The following is a 21220-nucleotide window of genomic DNA, read 5'->3' as shown; positions in this document are numbered from 1 at the left end:
TCCTCTCCTTAGAGTTTGTACCATTTTACTATCTTGGCCAACTCGCTCCCCTACTTCCCGCGGCTTATCCGCGGGAGCCAGAAATTTCGCTCTGTGCCTGAATCTGTGGATCCCGCGGACAAGCCGCGGGAAGTAGGAATGGCGTGCAAACAAACCCTATTCATATTGATAAAATCCTTTTTTCGTTTTCTGTCCAAGAAGCCCTGCATCAACCATATTTTTTAATAACCAGCATGGCCGGTACTTTGGATCGTTTAGCGCTGAATATATGGATTCTAAAGAATAGAGAACCGTATCCAATCCAATTAAATCTGCTGTATGCAGCGGCCCCATTTTATGCCCAAAACATTGTTTAAATAGAATATCAATGTCTTCAATTGATGCAATGTTTTCCTGTACCATAAAAATGGCTTCATTAATAAAAATCATCATTGCCCGATTACTTACAAAGCCAGCAGAGTCCTTTACAACAATCATTTTTTTATGCACTTGCTCAAGTAGCACCCTGGTGCTTTCTATTGTCAATTCATCCGTGTGATATCCCTTTATCACTTCTACCATAGGCATCATTGGTGCCGGGTTCATAAAGTGTACCCCTATAACACGTTGAGGATACTCAACAAGCGATGCTATTTTCGTAATGGATATGGAAGAAGTATTTACCCCGAAAATACAGGTTGAACTGCATTGTTCATTGAATACTTGGTATAACGCTTTCTTCTGTTCCCAATTTTCAGGGATATTTTCAATAATGTATTCAGAGTGCTGGAGTTCATCTAGTTTTGTTGTAAAAGAAATGGATGCCAATATTGTTTCAATAGAATGGTTTGATGGTAAATTCTGGGTTAATGCCAGATAGTGCAAATTTTTAGCTATTGTGTTTCTTGCTTTATCTAATTGCGATTGGCGATTATCAATTAAGGTGACATAAAATCCGCATTGCGCAAAAAGTTGTGCAATACCTGAACCCATTGTTCCTGCGCCAAGAAGAGTCAGTTTTTTTTGTTTCATGTCGTGTCCATTCCGCATGCATTATACAGCCAAAACTTTATCTCGGTTATCCATATTGAATTATAGTTTACTCGAAATAAAACCAGCAATGGCATCAATACTCGTTAACTGATTTGGCTCAAACTCACCGACCTCAAGATCAATTTTATATTTCTTCTCGATAAAAACTAATAATTGAATGAAAAATAAAGAATGCATGGCACCTGTATCAAAAATATTATCCGAATAGCCAATATCCTTAATTCTAAAAGAATTAAGTAAAAATTGTTTTACTTCTTTTTTTATGTGCTGAATTTCCATCGGATCTTCCTGTTTGGCTTCTACTATGAATGCCTGTGCTTGGATAGGCCCTTTTAATTCTGAATTATGGGACGAATATTACACTGCCCTCGCTGTAGTTCCCCCATCCTTTTCCCCGCTCCCCCTACAAAAGTCCGGACATTCACGATCACTTATTACATTGATGATTTTTACACGCCTCTAATTTAAATATAGTAGAAGTACTTTAAATTGTTGGATCGAATGACTCAACCTACTCACTCCTCAATGCATTTTATTCATATTGGAAGCGCTTTATCTGATTGTATGGGCGATGGCTGCCTTTTGCTGAAATAAAATGCTACTATGGCGCCAACTATAAAACAACATGAACTAAAAGTGGGGATCTTGCAATGAAAAATGCTGCTGAGATGCTAGTCGAATATTTAGAGTATGTATCCGATGCTCTGAAAAATACACCAGTAGACGATAAAGATGTAGGTGAACTGTTAAATAAATTAAATGGAAGATTATTTTTTACACCGTCTCTGGGAAATGTTCAGATAAAAGAACCCACGGAATTATTAGAAATATTATGTGAGGACAAAGTACTCGAATCATTTGGTAAACTCTTCGATCAATGGAAACCTCGAGTGAATGAAGCGAATCTAAGTTATACCAAAGCAACATTTTATAAATTTTTTTTCGAGCCTATGAAACAGAGTGAAGCATGGAATAGCTTTTGGGAAAAACAAGTTCAATTAATAGTAAAGCGGGTTATGTCTGAAAATGGTGCGGCCACAGAAGAAGATGTAAGCAAAGAAATCCAAAAAGTACACGATCAAATCGCCAGTGCCATTATTTATAGAATACAACAAAGTTGGCTTAACATACAAAACAATAGAATTACCAATGAATTCACCCAGACAGACACTGAATCTGTACGTGCTGAACTATTAGTAAGAAGGAACCTCTTGACTACTAAAGTAGCGGTGTTTGCTACGGTAATTAATAATGCCTGGAATACTCTAGAACATTTTTTAGGTTCGGAGAGTAACCCCGAAAAGGGAACTATCTATTTTGATTTTAATGATGAAATGAGAACCTTGGCAACTAGCTTAGAAATACGAAGTTCCCAAATAGGACAAATGAAAAAAGGATCCAAAGAAAAAGAAGAGGCAATAAGTAAATTAGCTGCCGCTATTCATAGTGCAAGACAAGGAAAAGGATACCGTAATCTTGGTGAAGAAGTGAATGAAGGAAAACTTCAAAATGCACTGCGGGTTTTTGTTATTAAACTAATGGCTGATACTTCGAAGAAAGGTAAGTCGGTAATTGAAAGTGCAGCAAGAGGAATATTAGAGGATATCAAAAATAATCTTATGCGCCCCCTTGATGTGGTTAATTTCCCAGAATATTTAAGTACCATACACTTGTTAAATACTATAGAAGATAAAAATATCAAGAAAATGTGTAAAGACTTATTAACTGTATGCGCTACCCAAAAGGACAAAGTAAAATTATATGATAAATCTGAAGAGGACGAACGCCCTCTTTCTTATAATATAGGGCGTGATCGAACTGAGACTATTTCAGAACCAACATACAGCCCAACTCATTCCCCGCGTCTAACTCCTCGACATACAATGGAGCAAACACCAAGCAAAGAAAAAACATCCAGTCTATTCGAACGATTCTTTGGGAAAAAATTAGTGGAGCAGAATAGACCTGTTCTTAAAAAGAATAATTCATTTATGCTCCCTGAAGGGATAAAAGATAAAGAGATAAGAAATCTAAAAAGAACTAAAACATCTTTTTTTAAGACTCATGATGATAAGGAAAATCAAATGCCTCCCCCACTATCCAGTTTAAGCACAGGATTTGATTAAGGGCAGTGCAGTATAGCTAGCATAAGTCGCGCGATTTAGCCCAGCCTTGTGTCTTGAAAATATGATTTAATAAAGTCTTATTATCGTCGTACGGTAATAAAAAAGAGAAGCGGCAGGTCGTCCCAGCCATGGGTTACGAACCCGAAGCGTAGCTTGATCGCCGCTTCATTCCCTTAAACAAACTCGAACAGTTGCCAGGGATCACGGATCCCGTACCTACAAGGCAGAGTGATTAAAGGATCTTTATTATCATGTTTCAAGAAGAAAAAATCTATATTGGGATTGATGTATCAAAAGCACATCTGGATGTATTTATACTTCCAAAAAGAAAATACATGCAATTTAGCAATGGCAGGTATTCAAAAGCTACTTGCTAAAGTAAAGTTATTCCCCAATACACTGATTGTTTTGGAGTCTACAGGAGGATATGAAGTTTCAGTGAGCAATGCACTTAGCAAAGTGAATCTTAATGTGTGCGTTATTAATCCACGACAAATAAGGGATTTTGCGAAAGCATCTGGACGATTAGCCAAGACAGATAAAGTTGATGCAGAAATAATTGCACTATTTGCCAGTAAGATGGAGCCTGAACCCAATGTTATTTATAACGAAAAACAACAGGCTATGGCTGCAAATAATGCGCGTAGAAGACAATTGATCGATATGATTATTGCTGAGAAAAACCGGTTAGATAAAGCCACTTCTGAACAAGCAGAGTCTATTCAACGTATCGTGGAAGTTTTAGAAAAAGAATTAGAACGCATTGAGGCGATTCAAAAACAATTTGTTTGTCACGATGAAACCTTGAAGGAAAAGAAAAAAATATTAACCAGTATTAAAGGAATAGGTGAAGTAACCGCAATGGCTATGCTATGCGAACTTCCAGAGTTAGGTGCATTAAACACGAAGCAAGTCGCGTCTTTAGCAGAATTAGCTCCTTTTAATCGTGATAGTGGCACATTAAAAGGAAAGCGAACTATTTGGGGAGGTAGAGCTTCCGTGCGAATTGCTCTTTATATGCCTACTCTTGTTGCTATTAAGCACAATCCTCAATTACGAGCGTTCTATCAACGATTATGTGAGGCAGGAAAAGCTAAAATGGCCGCTTTAATTGCTTGTATGCGCAAATTACTCATCATAATGAATGCCATGATTAAGAAAAAACAATGCTGGACGTTTGAACCGATTCAACCGTCTTGAATTTTATTTCAAGACAGTTGCTATGCAGGCTTATTTTACGTCAGAAGAATCCCAAGAAAAAGGGTAAAACCATCTGCAATTTTAAGTTGAACAACTAAAATTTTCTTGTATGATTTGATTCGCTTCTGTTTCGTTACCTAAATCAGAATCCCCAGTAAAACCAGCCATAATGACGCGTAATTCCCTAGGCATGGCCTCGCTAAAAAGAATAACTAAAATCAAATCGGATATTTTCGGAGTCTTTTATGAAGGGGCACACTATCCGTTTTTAAACTGCCATGTCCATGATTTACAAAGCAATCATACAGGTCTATACAATTTTAAAAGGGCTAAATTAAAAACATTTTAACATGAATATTGCGACATCCTTTATTAAGGAAAATAATTAAAACAAGAGAATTAGCAAAACTCCGTATTTTCCAGTATAAGTATTATTAAAAACAGGTGCAAAGGCATTCTGCAATTGGTTTCATTGCACCAAAATCGTTTGAGAATAAGTTGAGAAGTTCGTATAGAAAAGTCTATTCAATCGGGGTTTAGATCACAAGCGTAAGGCGCGCCGCAGGAACGGGCCTTACGGACACCCCTTTAGAAATCGGAGTTTTGATGAAACAAAATGTCTCCCATCTGCCAAGAGAACTCAGCCGTATGGTTTCCTGGTCCCTTACTCGTTTAGGGAAAGCCATTGCAGAAGTCTATGGAAAAGAAACATATGAACGAATTGAGCAAATTCGGCTATCCATGCAAGACACAATTGGGAGTGAACCGTCTGTACTGAAAAATGCGCTTCTTAGTCTGCACGTTGAGCTTTCCAAGCTTGATAGAAATCAACTTTATCAAATTGCCCATGGGTTTTCTCTCATCATGGAACTCATTAATGCCTGTGAAAGTGCCTACCGTATTTTTCGTATCAACCAAAGAGAAGAAAAAGTCTACTCTGACAGGCCTCAGGGAATTCATTATGTCTTAACAGCGCATCCAACAGAAGCTCGTACCAATGAATTTTTAACGCTGTTTAAAACAATTCGTGACTATCTTGTCGAGACTCTAAAATCCCCCTATCTGCTGAATGAATCTCATCTTGATCAAATGCTTAAAATCTCGCTGCAGATTAATATTTCCTATCAAAAAAAACCAAGTGTAGAAGATGAAGCTCACTACATCTATCAATATGCACTCGATCCACTCAACATCAAACTTTATCATTCCCTTTTAAGCAAAGGCATTCCCATTCAATTACGTACTTGGGTAGGAGGCGATAAAGACGGGCACTCTGGTGTTAATGAAAAAATTATGATTAAAAGTCTTGAGCTTTCTCGATCCTTTTTTATTGCCTATATCCAGGAATACCTAAAAGAAGTACTAGAAATTATCAAACTCTCAACCGCATTAAATAAAAACAAAGCATTGGCAAATCAGATCAAACAGCTTATTAAAAAAGGGCACGATCTTAAGAAAATACAACCAAGGGATCATGAAAGAATCTCTGCATTCCAAAAAGAATTAACCGGGCTACAAACAAATGTCCTAAAGTTTTTAAAATTCAGACCCGAACAATTTGCCATAATTGCCACCATTTTTCAGCTCTATCCCGCTCTAGTCATACCTCTAGAGCTCCGGGAAGATTCAGCTGTTGTAAAAGAGAGTCTAACCAGCATCAAAAAAACAACCATCATCAGAATGCTTGAGCGCGTCTATTCTATAACCCATGGGACTGATCCCAAAAACTATATACGAGGTTTTATCCTCAGCATGGTTGAATCTGCTGAGGATATAAAAAATGGAATTAACCTTGTGAAACAAGTTTTTAGAAGCTATGCCCTACCTGTTGTGCCCTTGTTTGAAAATCAACGTGCTCTTACCAGTGCTGATACTATTTTAAATAATTCAATCACAGAAGACATTAGACAAAAGCATCTTCACCAATGGGATGGGAACTATGAAGTCATGTTAGGCTATTCCGACTCGTCTAAAGAAAATGGCGTATTACCTTCTCGACTCATGATTGCGAAAAGCTTAAGAAGTATTCAATCTACGCTCGAAAATAAGAACCTTAGGCCCATCTTTTTTCATGGATCAGGCGGCAGTATTGAGCGAGGGGGTGGGGATATCAAAGAACAAATCGCTTCCTGGTCCAAGGAAATGATGGCTAATTATAAAGTGACTGTCCAGGGAGAAATGGTCGCAAGACTCTTTGGTTCAAGCTCCATACTCAAAAGCCAGATTGACAAACTCCTTGATATCTACTCACAAAAAGATAAAAACACAGACGATGATTATCCTGAGGAACTGCTATTATTTTCTACAAAGGTCAGCCAGAAATATAAGACGCTTATTCAAAGCGAATGGTTTTGGTCCACAATTGAACAAGCTTCGCCCTATCATTTTTTAACAGAGCTGAAGATTGGCTCTCGTCCGACCAAACGAAAATCAGGGTCAGATCAAAGAAAGCTGCGGGCCATCCCATGGATCCTATGCTGGACGCAAACACGACTTCTTTTCCCCACTTGGTGGGGGGTTGGTTCCACTTGGTTAGAGCTGGATGATCTTGGAAAAAATAGGCTTCAAGGTCTCTACAAGGAAAATGCTCTTTTTGCGTCCTTCGTAAAACAATTAGGCGTAACCCTTTCTAAAGTATACCTCCCCATCTGGGAACAGTACTTGTACCAGTTGACTGGCTCCAAGGAGTCTCTCGAGCCTTTTCAAGCAGAACTCGAGTCAACCATCCTATTCTTCTATCAAATAACAGGTGAGAAAAATTTTTGTTTTCATCAACCCTGGCTTGGGGAAAGTATTCAATTAAGATCAACCCTAATTCATCCTTTGAATCTCATACAGATTGAGGCCATGAAAAGGAAGGATTTACCTCTTTTAAGGAAAACTGTCACAGGCATTTCTTGTGGTATGTTGACAACAGGATAGGGATATAAATAGTGTTGGGTCAAGATGACTCAACCTAAAACCCAGCTTTATTTTTTGGGCATTTAATTGACAACATCAATTTTAAAGGTACTATAACAGATTTTGGATGGCTAGCTCTTAATATCTCTAGTCTTTACAAGGAGTAATTCACATGTATTCCCATATAGAGCCACATAATAATTACGATGAGTCTATAGCGAGTGCTTATAATATATTGTTCCTACTAGCCGGTCTTGCTGTAGCGACGTATGCCATTGCACGATTCGCTGAGTCTAACAATCAACTTAACTATGAAAATCGTTTTGCCCGTATAATAGCCGGTCTTTTGTTGCTTATGACCCGAATAATGCACACAAAAAGTGGTGATTTAGAGATTACTAACGCACCAACAGAAAATAAACTCATTGCAGTAGGCCCGCATCGAACGGGCTGGGAAGCAATTGTCGTTGCCTCAAAAATGAAGGGCACGCCCCCTCAATTTTTCGCCACAACTGCTTTTAATTCTATACCTGGTGTTTCCTCTTTTCTGAAGATGTTTAAAACGATACCGGTCGAAGCAACTGCAACTAAAAGTGGTAATGGGCGCTCTGCTAATGCTGGCGCGTTAGAACAAGCGAGTAAAGCACTGAGTGAACATGGCTGTGTCGCACTATTCCCTCAAGGTAATTTTGCACGATTAGATCAAGAACCTCCTAGAGTCTACACCGGGGTAGCCAAGCTTGCATTGATGAATAAAACACCCATTCATGTTCTTAGGCTTGATGGTTTCTGGAGTTTACAAAATCCAATCATTCCTGTATTTGTTCGCAATAGTGCTTATTATCGTGCATTTTTGTCCTGGTTCCATATGAATAATGTACGCACCACATTATGTTGTGTGATTGATTTTCACTTAAAGCCTGAGAGTGAGGACCTAAGTGAAGAGAAAAAAATTGAGGAGATATGTGCTCAACTTTATGCTTACTATAATCATACGCAAGAACTTACTCCGAAACAAATTAATACTATTACAACAGAAATATCTAAAAAAACTCATCTCCTAATTTGGAAAAATAAAGTGGAACAAGATGAATTAAGAAAGCAACTCTCAAATTTAAAGAAAGAAGAAGTGAAATTGAAAGAACCCACTTTAGAATCAATGAAATTAAGTTCAATATAGCAAGCATAGGATTGAGTAATTATGAGTCGATAATTTTAAAATCTCATTTACACATCCAATTCATCGATACCTCTGATTTAATATGGTGATTGTGTTTAAATGGTTGGGCAAAATGCCCCAACCTACCTGCCTTACCATTCGTGTCCTTTAAACTTTAGCAATTCCAGCATCACAACACACCAATCTATTGGAGTGCTCTATAATTAGATCATGTGTCTTTTTGGAGATCAGATATGCCAAAACCACAAGATTATATTGATGCCATAAGAAAGGGCAAATACTTATTGGCCTTAGGTTTAGGGCAGTTAGTCTATGACAGGTATATGCCTTTAAATAATGACGAGATCTTGGGAGGTGACGACGTTACTCCTTTAATGGCAAGTTTACTTGCAGAAACGGACCTTACTTTTAATGACATCGTAAAGATTCAGCATGGAATCTTTTCCTTAAATGCACATGAAACTGCGGAACAGCAATATTATTTGACTCAAATTATGTCTGCCGTCTCAACGCTATTAAGCCATGAAGCATGGTTAATGCAGCAAGAAGGTAATCAAGGTAAATCACCACAAGAAATTCGCCAAATGGTAAGGGATGAGATTGCTCAAGCAATTGCAAGGCCTGTAAATCCAAAAAAAGAAGCAGCCAAAGAGGTTGCCAGAACAACTATAATAGATAAGAGCCCAGAAATGGAAATTTTGATTGAAAAAGAAAAGTCTTGCCAGAAGGTATTTGCTTATGCTGTGGATCATTTAATAAAAAGAAATGTTGAACAAATACGTGACATGGGCAAACTACTTAGTGATTACCTCGATAGTATAGAGGCTGATATAAAAGCTATTGATCAGGAGACAAAACGATTAGAAGCTGAGCAACTGGAGCCAGGAGGTGAAAGGCAAGCCCGCATAAAGGAATTAGAAAAATCAAGAAGGGAGATCTGGAATCGTAAACTTGAGGTAGAAGATCAACTTTCGCTTTTAAGCCGCCCGGAAACGCATGGGCAAATTTCAGCACAATCAGTAAAAACTGCTTTAGAAGGAGTACCTGTTGAAGAATCTTTTCAAAGTATACATCAACAAATTACATCCTATTTAGACTTTTTAGAAAACAACCGTCCTCATAAACATTCAATATTGTTAAAAGCTTATGAGGCTCGTAAAATTGCTGCTGAAAATATGCTTATCGCGGTTACAACTTCTAATTTAAGGACACCAGACGAGACACTAGCCTATTTAGAAAATAATATTAAAGCCATTGAAAATAACCGCCCCGGTTTACTCGAGTTAGGCTTTATCGCTTGGGTGAAAAATTTCTTTAAAAATTACAAAGCGGAGATGATAAAAAAAACCGATAATACCTTAGCAGCAACTAATACTGAGCTAAAAACATTTAAAGAGAACTTTGTTGAACATAAAAAAGCATTAGGTATGATTATGGAAGAACATAGGGCGGAAGAAGATTTTAAAGGTCCCAAAAGCGAATTTTAATTGAATGCGTATAATTATCGAAAACAAATTTTTTATTTAACCACCGAATTGTCGGGCCAAGGCCCGACCTGTATTTTTCGTCTCCAATCTTATTGTTCCTGCAAAATATCCGCTATCTTTGCTCCAATCAAATAAGCCGTGGCCATAGGAGTACCATCCATTGGCACAGGAGCAATAGATGCATCCGCTACAATGAGATGCTGTACTCCATATACATGCCCTGTACCATCCACAACACCCCCTTGATTTAAGGGCGCCATACGGCAATGGCTTTGAAAAACCATGTTACTACCCACTTCTTGCTTTATAAAATCAGTAAGTTGTGACACATCATCAAGTACTGATGGGTCAGGAAAAATCATCTGATAGCTCGGATCAATAGCTTGTAATTGGGTATTGATATTCTTAATGTAAATTTGCAGTGTATTGATATAAAGCGTTAGATCAGATTGCTGTTTAAACTCGCCCAAATCCATATTGGGTTCTACAAAAGGATCACTGCTTTTAATCATAATAAAACCAGCACTCGCAGGTTGTACCAAATCTAATAAGACAACAGTGATGCCTGAAATCGGATTAATTGAGGCAAATCGCACAGCACGTACCCCAGGATTCGCTCCACTCGGATCCGGCAACATTGCAATTTGCGAAAATAAGCCATTTGGCGCATTCACATGAGTACCAATATATTTAATAAATTGTTGACCAATAGGAGTATTTGCTAAAGCAGAGATAATATTGCCTGCAATCTGCAGCACGAGCGATGAAGGCGTATCATTGGGATTAGAAGTATAAATCAGTATGACATGCGGTTGATCAGCCAATCCCTGACCTACATTAGGGTTATTATAGACTACAGGGATGTTGAGTGCCTGTAATAAAGGCGCTGCTCCTACTCCAGAACGCATTAAAAATGCACTGCTTTTAATCCCGGCGCTTACAATAATTCCTTTGGCTGCATAAAGTTTTTTGGCAGTACCGTTTTGGAAATAATTCACGCCTACTGCCTTATTACCGCTCCAAATCACCTTATCTGCAGTAGCATTAAATAGGACGCGCAATTTACGCCCATTAGCTCCATTGCCATTATGATCCATGACATTATTGTTTAAAAAAACAATCGCGCTACTTGCTCGAAAAACACCATCGGGATCCATTTGTGTGTATTGCAATTGAGGAGAAACCCCTATAGGGGCATTGGGATCATTATAATCCGGAACAAATCCCACATGGGTAGCATTCATGATTGCTTGTGACAATTTAAGTGATACTTGTGTAGGAGCAGTTTCTTGGCGAATCGGGAGTGGCCCGCTAAATCCTCGGGCAGCAGGATTCGGCGTTAGCCCCATATAACGTTCTAATTCAACATAGGTATTCTGAATATTTGCCACTGACCAGTTTGGTCCTGCTAGTGATTCCCATTGGGAATAAACTTGATTGGTACCGCGAACCCAAACCCCTGCATTAATTGTAGTTAAATGATTAAGGTATTGAATAGCTAAAGAAGGACCTACATTACCCCTGCCTGGCTCCTGCAGAATAAACACCTGGGAATGCAAAACTAATAAAGAATATTTTAGGTGAGCGCGTAATTATTCGTAACTATCTGATCCCTTAGGTCATACAACTTGAATACGCTATTATAAATTGATACAAACGTCAATTAGCTCAAACCGTAGTTCAAAGCAACCCTATACCTAGAAGCAAAACATTTCAAAATTTATCAGATCCATTCTTTTTGCAAGCAACTGAATTATCAGCAATCTCAAGCTGTTTACAAAAATGCAGAATAATTGTATTGTCCGCTGGGATTCTTACGATACTCGAATTGAATCGAATTGTCCTATACGCCCTGTGGGAAAGTTGACCGTAGAGGGCTTATTTTCATTCACACCCAAGAGGTTTTTAATATGAAATTGTTTCGAATGATGTTCCTTGGCTTGTTATTTTCCACCACGCTAATCACTCACGCAGCGGCTGCTCCGATAGAGGATTATGATTTCCAACAAGAACGAATGAAGCTCACTCCTGATTCGGTAATGGCTATTTCAACTTTTGATAGTGAGGATCACGTCACTGCCTACACCTATGCTGGAGTTCGTTTATGGAATGCCCCCTTCCATGCGAAAATATTATCATGGCAAATTGCAGGTGATTTTGTTTTTATTTTTTCTAAAGACCGTAAAGGGACAAAAACTTATATTACCTGTCTTAACAGACATACCGGCGCTCCAATTTGGCAAAAGCCTTAAGCTTTCACCTCAATGGAAAACGCAGCCTGTTTGCTTGCAGACGGGCTGCCTGTCTGATTTCACCATTTGATTACCTAACCTTAAAATCCTGCATGTGGCTTCTTTAGAATAATCCCCATTTCCAAACAACAATCAACCTGTATGATTCAAAACGCTTGGCTCAGCAATTAAATTAATTATCAATTTTATATCTATCAGATTTTTTAGGGAATTTCTTTAGCTATACTTTTTAAAAGCGGGAAAAACCAGATAAAAAATTAAATACTTCCTGCTGGTAAAAACGTCTCTGAATATTAAAGTAAAAGGAAATTACAAAATACGCACCTTTTTTAGGAAAAAAAATGGAATTAGATAAAATAAAAAATAATAAATTCTATTTATTAATCAGCGCCTTCATATGCATTTTTTTATTTTTTTTACTCGTGAGGGCACTTTTTCTTCAAAGCCCCTATTTATCTATTAACATTGACTTATATTTATTAATCAAAAAATTACAAAATGATTATTTATATTGGATAAGTATTTTTTTCTCATTATTTGGCGATAAACATATTGTTATACCTACTTTTGTCATTACAAGTGTTATGCTTTTTGGAAAAAAGGAGCAGTGGCTTGCTTTACATTTAATTGGTGTCGTTTTAATTGCAGCCCTGCTAGCACACGTTCTAAAAAATGCTATAGATTATCCCAGACCCGAAATATCAACGAGTACGTTACCAAGCTATGCATTCCCTAGTAGGCATGTAACTTTATGCTCAGCCTATGTTACTTTTCTGTCTGCACTTATTATTCCACAAATATCTTATCGTTGGCTTGTGATAATCTGTGCATGTCTTCTAATTATACTCGAAGCAATTGCCCGTTTAATCCTGGAAGTGCATTGGCTAACTGATGTAATAGGAGGTGCCCTGCTCGGTGCCACTTGCGGTTTCTTTGGTGCATATTCCTTTTTCCTAAGACCAAAAATTTGCATTAATATTAAATCTATCTTAATGACTTTATTCATCGTATTTTTGGTCATTTGTGTACTTTATTCTCTGGTCATATACTTAGTTGAACTCAAACTATTTTGAATAGCTGGTCTGAGGGTTTTTGGGCCCCTTAAAAATGTGCTTGCAGCCAGAACTTATTGAGATGCGTATTCTAGAAAATCCTACTCACAAGCAACTCAAGCTACGATACTCGTTGCTGATATTGCTCATCTTAAAGAAAGGGAGCGTTTTCGACATCCGCTCCACTTTAAATAGACTATAATTACAATAGTTGTTCTACACTAGGAATTTTAATGTTTTATCGATTACTTTTAAATTACTTTCGTCTTAAACTAGTCCAATTTATTTTCACACAGCTTATGATGCGTCTTAAGTTAAAAAAACCGGAAAAAACAAAGAGCCTCATCGGCTTTTTGGAATTATTTCTCAGTCATTATATGACTAAAAAAATGCGTAAATAATTATCTACTTTAATTAAAACATTAAGTCACCATAGTCCAACTTGGCTTAAATCAAAATGAGACAGATGCATTATATGAAATACAACTGCATTCATTCTCACAATATTTTGTTTCGCTCTAGTAACGCGTGATTGCAAGTCATCTGCCTGCTTGCCATTATTCGGGGTAACAATATATATCACTTCCGCCAGTGACGCCTGCATGATATACAACTGCATTTACACCAACAATATTTGTTTTCTCTGTTATACATCGATAACCAGAATAAGTATAATAAAATTCGCTCCCTGGTAGAGGTACATCTCCCTCATTAACAGTATAAATGTGTTTTTCGGCATTTACTGTAATGGGAATGCTTTTCCATGTTTGGGTTTTTGTTATGATGGCACTATCAGCCATGGCGGCCATACTCCATACAGTGAGTAAGGAAGATATTAATAATTTTTTCATGTGTTTCCCTCCAATATTTGCTCCTTTTTTCCTTCTATTTATAGATTAGCCTCATTAACGATATTCGCAAATAATAGCAGAGGGATATCCCATTTAAATCGCTCATTCCTATTCACTCATTATTCTGCAGATTGCTGTCAACCTCCTTGCTTTGCAGTATCAGGATTTTTTGTCTACAATTTGAATAAATACAAATCTTATTGTTAATTATGAAGTCGATCAAAAAGCTCCTAAAAAAACTCACTTCGTCAAAAAGAGATTCCAGTGAAACAACAACTATTAGTCCTCACGATGCAGAACCTGTCCAGAGTAAACCTCTGTTTTCACCAAGTCAAACAACCAGTGACTTTTTTTCTCATCAGAAAATGAGCGATTTGGCAGAGGTTGGAAAAACAAAAGCATTGGGATATTTACCATTAGAGGCAATTCGTGGTTCCGGATTTGAACTATTTCAAGTCACTATGTTATTAAAAAAAGCAGGGTTAAAATCTTTTGTTATTCCTAACCCTCTCCCCGAAGAGATGTATGCTTATGATGCGGGCAAAAAAAGATATGTACGAATAGCAGACAATACGGAATATAAAGTAATTCCCAAAGGCGGCTTTTTAAGTATTCGTTCAGGAGCCCTTGTTGCGTACGATGAAAAAGCTGTAAATGACTTATTAAAAGAAAATGAAAACATTATCCAAAAAGAAAATAGTAACGAGCCCAATCCTGAAGATCATTGGCCGCTGGTAGCAGACGATTTCGTTAATATGCTATTTAGAAAAAGAGCGGAATCAGTAGAAATGGATTGTTTGGTAGGTAAAATTTTCAAAGAAATGCCAAATCAGTCTGAATGGGATTTGAGTATGAAATAGAAATAAATATCTCTGTTGCAGCAAAAATTGATTAAAATCTTAATGTCAGATCAAAATAACTCAACTCATTTGCTCAGAAGATTAAGGTAGCCTAAAAGTTTAAGTGGGATTCAGTATATTCTCTAAAAAAATTGGCGAGTCGGTGATTAGGCTTATTAGCATAAAAGGATTTAAAAGCCTGCAGATCGAGGCTATTCATTATTCGATAATGAACAAGTGCGGAATAAATGGGCCATAATTTTTTTGCTAACAAAAATCCTTCTAACAGCTTGTCTTTAGCCGCTAAATCCAGCCAGTTTTCGCAGCAACTGCCTTGAAGTTGCTGGTAAGTTTGATCCTGTTCTTTTACACCATGATGGGTAATGCCTTGGCGAAGAAAAGTATGTAAGGAAAAAAATGGATGGGTAATCACTATCTCTCCCAAATCAATGAATGTCAATTTTTGGGTACTCGGATTAATCAGAATATTGTTGCTGTGAAAATCAGATTGAACTATTGTTTCCGGAATATTGTATTGGGATAATAATTTGAATTCTGCTGAAATTTGCGGACTTAAATCATGTACTGACCGTAGTTCTTTGTCCGTCATACCATCTGCTTTTAAAAACTCTTCTTGGTTGATAATTTGATCATAGAGTTTGGATAATTTGTCTAATCGCCAATCTGGGACTCCTAGTGCAAGCAGGGATTCTATATGGTTCTCTGTCGAGCGTTGCATTGATGTATATTGCTTAATGGCTTGACACAATAAGTTCGTCTGCAATTCGTGTTTCAGATATTCGCGCAGTGATTGTCCGGCATCTTTCATCAGAAAACAATGCAGCTTATCGTTAATCGCTATTACAATAGGTACACTGGCATGAAATTTATCTGCCAATAGTTGTATGATCTTTGACTCTTGAGATATGGACGGTGCTGGTTGTTTCAAATAAATATAACCTTTTGAAGTTGAAAATCGAATCACATTGGACCAAGGGGTTTCCAGCATGATTTCAGGTGAATGCAGTAGCGAATATCCTTTAGAGAGCAGGTAATGAGTTGCCCACTTGAGGATAAGTGTATGATTTTTCATTTTCTAGCTCTCTTTACGTAATCAACTTGCATTTGTTGCACAATACGCCATTTCATTCGTTAAATGAGGTATGGGAAAACTTATCATTGATTAAAGGTATGTCATTATTAAATAGCATAATTGCTCTTGATACCTACTTTTACTAATGTAGCGTTTCGTAATAATGTGTACTACTTACCAGAAACTGTAACTCCTGTGGTTTTTATTTCTTAAACATTGACGCTACAGAACTTGTTTGCAGCCTCGAAAAAATTACACAAAAGTAAAAGTTCTCTCAACGCCAAAAACTGTCACTGTCATGATAAGAGAGAAAAAACATACTCTATACTGCTATGAGAGAAGCTATTTTAATTTCTAACATGCTTTAATCTACGTAACAGCGAACCCTCTATTAAAATGTAGGGATTCGCTGCCGTTTCCTTATTTAATTAGCACTTTAAATTATTCAGTTAAAATGTTCCAACTTATCTCTCGACATATTCGCTCGATTCCAGGAGCTCGTAAATCTTCATCCAAAGGAAACTTATAATTTTTAATTAAGCTAATCATAGATATTTCAAATACTACTCCGTCAGATAGTTTTGAATTTAAAGCTTCTCCACCGAATAAGGTCATACGCCTTCCATCAAAACGGTTATTAAAATATTTCTTCCAAAACCCTACCGATCCAGGCTGGATCATCATATGGATGCCTTTATTCTGTTTAAGAGCATATTCGATTGCTCTTGATACAAGTTCGCTTCCTAATCCAGACCCTCTAATATTTTGATTCACGAAGAGCTGGGCTATTTCTATTAATTTTTTATTTTCCAAGGTTATGGAAGAACTTATTTGAACATAGCCATGTATTACTCCTGTTGCTCTTACTTTGGCTGATATCTGAATATCTTCGTTTTGTTCCGTAAGTTCAAATTTATATTTAGTCATAGTGAAAATACAATTAGTTAAATTTTAAATCTAATTAGATGAAAATTTTAGATCAGTATTTGATCAAAATTTTTTATATAAACTTTAGTGCATCAGTGAATAGTAATTAGCTTAAGTTTATTTAAATGTTGTTGGGTCAACAATGGGCAGCTTACTTTTTTCCTATACAAAAAGCTACACCATATTTTATTTCAATAATTATAATAATGTGAGATTAGCAGTGGAACTCGGGTTACAATCCTTCGGACTAGCACCCAGGCTACAATAAAAATCTAGGGATATTATTTAATCTCTCAAAGTCTTAGGATCCATAAGCATTTTTTGTATTTCACCAATATGCATTTCCTCTTCTAGAATCATGTTTCTAGCAAATTCTTCGACTAGCACAGATTTTTTCTCTGAGAGTTGTAATAGTTGATAATACAAATTCAAGCCTTGTTTTTCATGCTCAAGAGATTCTTCTAAAATATGGCCAATATTATGTTCATGGGTCTCTAATAATTTGCCAATCTTAAGCGTAGGATGATAGGCAAAATGGGTGATAAGTTCACCTATTGAATGAGCATGGTTTAAACTCTCTTGAGCATGATCACGCATCCATTTACAGATAGGGATACGATTAAAACCAAAAACCATGAAAGAGTAATGGGTATAACGCACAACACCTGCCATCTCAAGCTCTAATAATGAATTTAGAGTTTTTATAATCGCATCATCAATTGGTTCAAATTCAGATCGTCCATGTGGCATATTTTTATTCTCTTTCATTTTTACTTATGTAAGAGTATAGAATAATTTTCCCATTATCCCAAAGCGTTTTCGCTTAGTGAAGCAGATTTTTGGCTTATTCTGAACCAACCAATCTGCCTTTTACCCTAAACCATGTGATTAAGAAGTTCCGCTTAAATTATTGGAACTACTTTGCTCGTTTTCTTCTTCTGCGTGAGCTTCTGTATCCATCATCAACATCAACATGTTTAAAACTAATGGTACTGCTCCTTCTTCATTATTTTCCGACGTTGGCATCAAATGGAATACCAAGATAGCTGGAATTATCGGATTAGTACCATTCTGTACACCAGGATTATGGTTTCCATGATGTGCGTGTAAAAAAATCGGCTGGAAAAAGAATGAGTGAGGATTTAGAGCAGATTGGCCGAATGTGTTTTGAATCAGATCCTCTGTCCATTCATCTGTTAATTCTTGTTTAATGGAACTGTTAAACTGTTGAGGAGCTACTTCATTAGGATCAAAAGCAAAAAATTCTTTAACCTGTTCTTTTGTGAGTGGTTTGGTTGTTAATTTATCATCCTCAAAGAGGATCTTATTACTTGCAAGGCCAATTAAAGTGTCAATGGAAATGGGCCAATATTCTGTAGCGTGCGTAGTGGGATCACCAGGCAGCTTCTCTAATCCTGAGGATACTCCCTTAATACAGAATTTATTATCCCCAATTTTCACTAAGTAAACATTGGTACCTTCATTCAGTAGCGTGTCTTCCAGCATGATTGGATCAAAATAGGTTGGCATAATCTTATTCCTTTAGTAATTATTTAACCTAAAATGTAATCTACTAGATCATTGTGACTTATTCAATACTTTTTAATCACAATAAAATCAAAAAGTGTTAATTGTAATTAATGTAGATATAATTAGTTGCAATTGTATAAGATTAACTGTGATGCTCGTGAGAAGCGAAAACTTTTGCTCTCAAAACTCCCTTTGATAAAAGAACGAAAAAATAGCAAGGTAGATTTGATCTTGAGACTTGAAGTATCATCAATCTTTTTGATAAGAAAGCTTGTTGTATTGAGCCATTTTCAATAAATATTCTACTTACTACGTCCCACGGCTTGCCCCTGAGAGAACCACGCGAAATTTGAATGTCACTTTATGTTTTTTAAATGAACTATACTCAACATCCTACGTACTGCGCTTTATGCGCGGTACGTAGGGAGGGGTAAGTTTCGCGTGGCACCAATCTATTGTACCTTGGTTTTCTTAGGTTCTATAATGGCCAAGTCTGTTTTTTGATCTAAATGTTCTTTATGTTTTAAATCTTCAATAACAATATTTGCACCATAATAGTTTAAATGATCGCCATTAAAGTAATAAGGCAGTACCTCACCACGCGCTGTACATTTCGCGCCTTTACAAAATAAAGGCCTGGGGTCATAAATTTTTACTTGCGGGAATTCTGCTAACAATTGATTCACCACATTGTCATAACTACTGTTTATCTGTTCAAAATTTGCTCTATCCATGGAACACTCTTTATTAATACCCCCTTTATGAGGCAGCTGAAGCGGCCTTGATTTAAAACACGTTTTTATATTGAAATTTAAGCTAGGTATATCCTTTATAAAAACAATCTCCTTGTTTCCCTTAAGCGCTTTGCTAAGAAAATAGCGCCCATTTTCTAGAAAACTTTTAGTTCTTTCCGGATCTAAAGCCTTTGCCATGCGCCAGTGAGATCCTTCCTTCTCAAAACCTCCTGTCATTAAATAAGCCCAATAGCCGCCTAAAACTATCGTTTTAATGGATTTATTCGTTTCCAAAAATGAAAGTATTTCATCATATTTTTTCCTGCACTCGCCCTTTAAAAAGTAATTACTGGAAAAAGGCAGGCAGGAGCTTGATACAAGCATCAAAACCGATTGCGAAGGAAATTGCTTCCATAATGCGTTCTGATAATGCCAAATATGAGAATCGCCAAGAAACATAATATCTGGTTCTTGATTTTTTGATAAATAACAAACACCATCACCCGCAAATTTAAAATTCTTAAACTCAGGAATTTTCAATGCACATCCAAAAGCTGGCTCTATTGGAAGAAGGGGAAGATTAATGATTGCATTTAAGCTGTTTAAATCATTTAGATTTTTAATCCTAAAGTCGAGGCCATTATTTTTTTCTATGTAGAAACCGAAACTCGCCATAATGGACATGAAACTTACAAGAAAAACTACTTTAGCTCTATCCTGCCCAAACCCATGCCGTATTGGCCTTTCGATTAACTTATAAGTAATCCAGGCTAACACAATAGAGAGTCCAACGGCCACCCATTGAAAAATTTTATGATGAAAACCTCCTTCCATAATTTTTACAAAGGAGAGTAACGGCCAATGCCATAAATAAAGTGGATAACTGATTAAACCAAACCACACTAAAATACGATTGGAAAGAATGACACGATTTGTCCATGAATTTTTCCCAGCCACAAGAAGTAAAGCTCCTAGCACAGGAATTAGAGCCCAAGCTCCAGGAAAAACTGTAGCTTTTGAAAAGGTAAAAAAGGAGCAAATAATAATGAGAAGCCCGGAAAAAGAAAGAATATTTTTTAATAGTGCCCCATTAGACTCCCTTCCATTTTGATAAATAATTTTGGTCAGTACAACATCTGTTTTTTTTCTTACCCTACTCAATAGTTTAATATCATAAAGAGTAATATAGGCTAATAAACTGCCGCATAATAACTCCCAAAAACGGGTTTGCGGTGAATAAAAAGCAGCCGTGGCATCTACGCTAACTCTTTTTACGTTGAGAAGGAACGATATAAGGACTATCAGTACGGTTACAGAAAATAGATTTAATTTTCTTTTCCATACGAACCAAATGAGAAAGGGCCAGATAATATAAAACTGCTCCTCGATACCTAAACTCCATAAATGCAACAAGGGCTTGGTTTCAGCTGCATTATCAAAATACCCAGTCTCAAACCAAAGTAAAAAATTAGAGATGAAACCAGCTCCCCCCATAACATGCTTCCCCAGCTGTTTGTACTCCTGAGGGAATAAGACGAACCATCCTAATATTAAGCAAAATAGCAGCACGAACACCAATGCCGGAAATATACGCTTGATTCTTTTTTTGTAAAAATCTACGAAACTGAAACTATTTTTTTCAAGGCCTTCAAAAATGATTGTGGAAATCAAAAAGCCGGAAATTACAAAAAAAATGTCTACGCCAACAAATCCTCCTTTCATCCATTTAGGAAAAGCATGAAAGACTACCACTGATAAAACAGCAATAGCTCTTAAGCCATCAATGTCGGCACGATATTTGAAATGTTGGTACACAGGAGGATGAAAACTTCGTTCCACTTTGTTGCTTCCTTATATGTATTGAGTTTTCTGCTTATTCTAAACTGCAGCCACAGCAAGGGAGGTAGGGTCTTTAGAGCCAACACTATAAAATATTCGATTGTTGGGTCAAAATGACCCAACCTGTCTTTTGTATAACAATGTAGGTTAGGTCCTTAGACCAACAAATCTAAATGA

At 36.9% G+C, this 21220-nt stretch carries 17 protein-coding genes and 1 pseudogene; 9 read left to right on the top strand and 9 right to left on the bottom strand.

Annotated features, from left to right (window positions below; all coding sequences use genetic code 11):
• Positions 1 to 156: 156 nt before the first annotated feature.
• Positions 157 to 1011: a 3-hydroxyacyl-CoA dehydrogenase family protein gene (locus tag DY223_RS02560; protein WP_058457903.1), complete on the bottom strand. Its 855-nt coding sequence runs from the start codon at positions 1009 to 1011 to the stop codon at positions 157 to 159.
• Positions 1012 to 1071: 60 nt separating this feature from the next.
• Positions 1072 to 1311, bottom strand: a complete 240-nt coding sequence (locus DY223_RS02555; RefSeq protein ID WP_058457902.1) for an acyl carrier protein — start codon at positions 1309 to 1311, stop codon at positions 1072 to 1074.
• A 371-nt stretch (positions 1312 to 1682) separates the two neighbouring features.
• Here DY223_RS02555 and DY223_RS02550 point away from each other — a divergent pair, with 371 nt between their 5' ends.
• From DY223_RS02550 to DY223_RS02530, 5 genes and pseudogenes are all read left to right on the top strand, one after another.
• Positions 1683 to 3158 (top strand): hypothetical protein, encoded by a 1476-nt coding sequence (locus DY223_RS02550; RefSeq protein ID WP_058457901.1) that lies wholly within the window; start codon positions 1683 to 1685, stop codon positions 3156 to 3158.
• Positions 3159 to 3409: 251 nt separating this feature from the next.
• A pseudogene (locus DY223_RS02545) lies at positions 3410 to 4358 on the top strand (IS110 family RNA-guided transposase).
• 606 nt (positions 4359 to 4964) lie between these two features.
• Positions 4965 to 7280: a phosphoenolpyruvate carboxylase gene (locus DY223_RS02540; protein ID WP_058457899.1), complete on the top strand. Its 2316-nt coding sequence runs from the start codon at positions 4965 to 4967 to the stop codon at positions 7278 to 7280.
• A gap of 151 nt (positions 7281 to 7431) precedes the next feature.
• On the top strand, positions 7432 to 8439 hold the full coding sequence (locus tag DY223_RS02535; protein ID WP_058457898.1) for a lysophospholipid acyltransferase family protein: 1008 nt from the start codon (positions 7432 to 7434) through the stop codon (positions 8437 to 8439).
• 233 nt (positions 8440 to 8672) lie between these two features.
• Positions 8673 to 9926: a hypothetical protein gene (locus tag DY223_RS02530; RefSeq protein WP_058457897.1), complete on the top strand. Its 1254-nt coding sequence runs from the start codon at positions 8673 to 8675 to the stop codon at positions 9924 to 9926.
• 89 nt (positions 9927 to 10015) lie between these two features.
• Here the strand turns inward: DY223_RS02530 and DY223_RS02525 are convergent, their stop codons facing one another.
• Entirely contained in the window at positions 10016 to 11473 is a 1458-nt protein-coding gene (locus tag DY223_RS02525; RefSeq protein ID WP_058457896.1) for a GMC oxidoreductase, read from the bottom strand.
• Positions 11474 to 11836: 363 nt separating this feature from the next.
• Between DY223_RS02525 and DY223_RS02520 the strand changes: the two genes are divergently transcribed.
• The 3 genes from DY223_RS02520 (at position 11837) to DY223_RS19025 (ending at position 13631) form a co-directional block, all read left to right on the top strand.
• Complete coding sequence (locus DY223_RS02520) at positions 11837 to 12178, top strand: hypothetical protein (RefSeq protein WP_058457895.1); 342 nt, start codon at positions 11837 to 11839, stop codon at positions 12176 to 12178.
• A gap of 341 nt (positions 12179 to 12519) precedes the next feature.
• The gene (locus DY223_RS02515; protein ID WP_058457894.1) at positions 12520 to 13251 is read left to right on the top strand and encodes a phosphatase PAP2 family protein; all 732 of its coding nucleotides are present in this window, start codon (positions 12520 to 12522) and stop codon (positions 13249 to 13251) included.
• Between the two features lie 212 nt (positions 13252 to 13463).
• On the top strand, positions 13464 to 13631 hold the full coding sequence (locus tag DY223_RS19025; protein ID WP_160116264.1) for a hypothetical protein: 168 nt from the start codon (positions 13464 to 13466) through the stop codon (positions 13629 to 13631).
• A 156-nt stretch (positions 13632 to 13787) separates the two neighbouring features.
• Here the strand turns inward: DY223_RS19025 and DY223_RS02510 are convergent, their stop codons facing one another.
• Positions 13788 to 14081 carry a hypothetical protein gene (locus DY223_RS02510; RefSeq protein ID WP_058457893.1) on the bottom strand — a complete coding sequence of 98 codons (294 nt, stop codon included), beginning with the start codon at positions 14079 to 14081 and terminating at the stop codon, positions 13788 to 13790.
• Positions 14082 to 14290: 209 nt separating this feature from the next.
• On the opposite strand from DY223_RS02510, the gene DY223_RS02505 reads away from it, so the two are divergent.
• Positions 14291 to 14941, top strand: coding sequence for a hypothetical protein (locus DY223_RS02505; protein ID WP_058458093.1), 651 nt, complete (start codon positions 14291 to 14293; stop codon positions 14939 to 14941).
• A 91-nt stretch (positions 14942 to 15032) separates the two neighbouring features.
• Here the strand turns inward: DY223_RS02505 and DY223_RS02500 are convergent, their stop codons facing one another.
• From DY223_RS02500 to DY223_RS02475, 5 genes are all read right to left on the bottom strand, one after another.
• The gene (locus DY223_RS02500) at positions 15033 to 16013 is read right to left on the bottom strand and encodes a phosphotransferase (protein WP_058457892.1); all 981 of its coding nucleotides are present in this window, start codon (positions 16011 to 16013) and stop codon (positions 15033 to 15035) included.
• 441 nt (positions 16014 to 16454) lie between these two features.
• Positions 16455 to 16940, bottom strand: coding sequence for a GNAT family N-acetyltransferase (locus DY223_RS02490; protein WP_058457891.1), 486 nt, complete (start codon positions 16938 to 16940; stop codon positions 16455 to 16457).
• A 285-nt stretch (positions 16941 to 17225) separates the two neighbouring features.
• Positions 17226 to 17690, bottom strand: coding sequence for a ferritin-like domain-containing protein (locus DY223_RS02485; protein ID WP_058457890.1), 465 nt, complete (start codon positions 17688 to 17690; stop codon positions 17226 to 17228).
• A gap of 138 nt (positions 17691 to 17828) precedes the next feature.
• Positions 17829 to 18470, bottom strand: coding sequence for a hypothetical protein (locus tag DY223_RS02480; protein WP_058457889.1), 642 nt, complete (start codon positions 18468 to 18470; stop codon positions 17829 to 17831).
• 452 nt (positions 18471 to 18922) lie between these two features.
• Entirely contained in the window at positions 18923 to 21043 is a 2121-nt protein-coding gene (locus DY223_RS02475) for an acyltransferase family protein (protein WP_115684264.1), read from the bottom strand.
• Between the last annotated feature and the right edge of the window lie 177 nt (positions 21044 to 21220).

The sequence above is a fragment of the Legionella bozemanae genome (genome assembly GCF_900450575.1).
Taxonomy (GTDB): domain Bacteria; phylum Pseudomonadota; class Gammaproteobacteria; order Legionellales; family Legionellaceae; genus Legionella; species Legionella bozemanae.
This window is presented reverse-complemented; position numbering and strand designations above follow the sequence as displayed.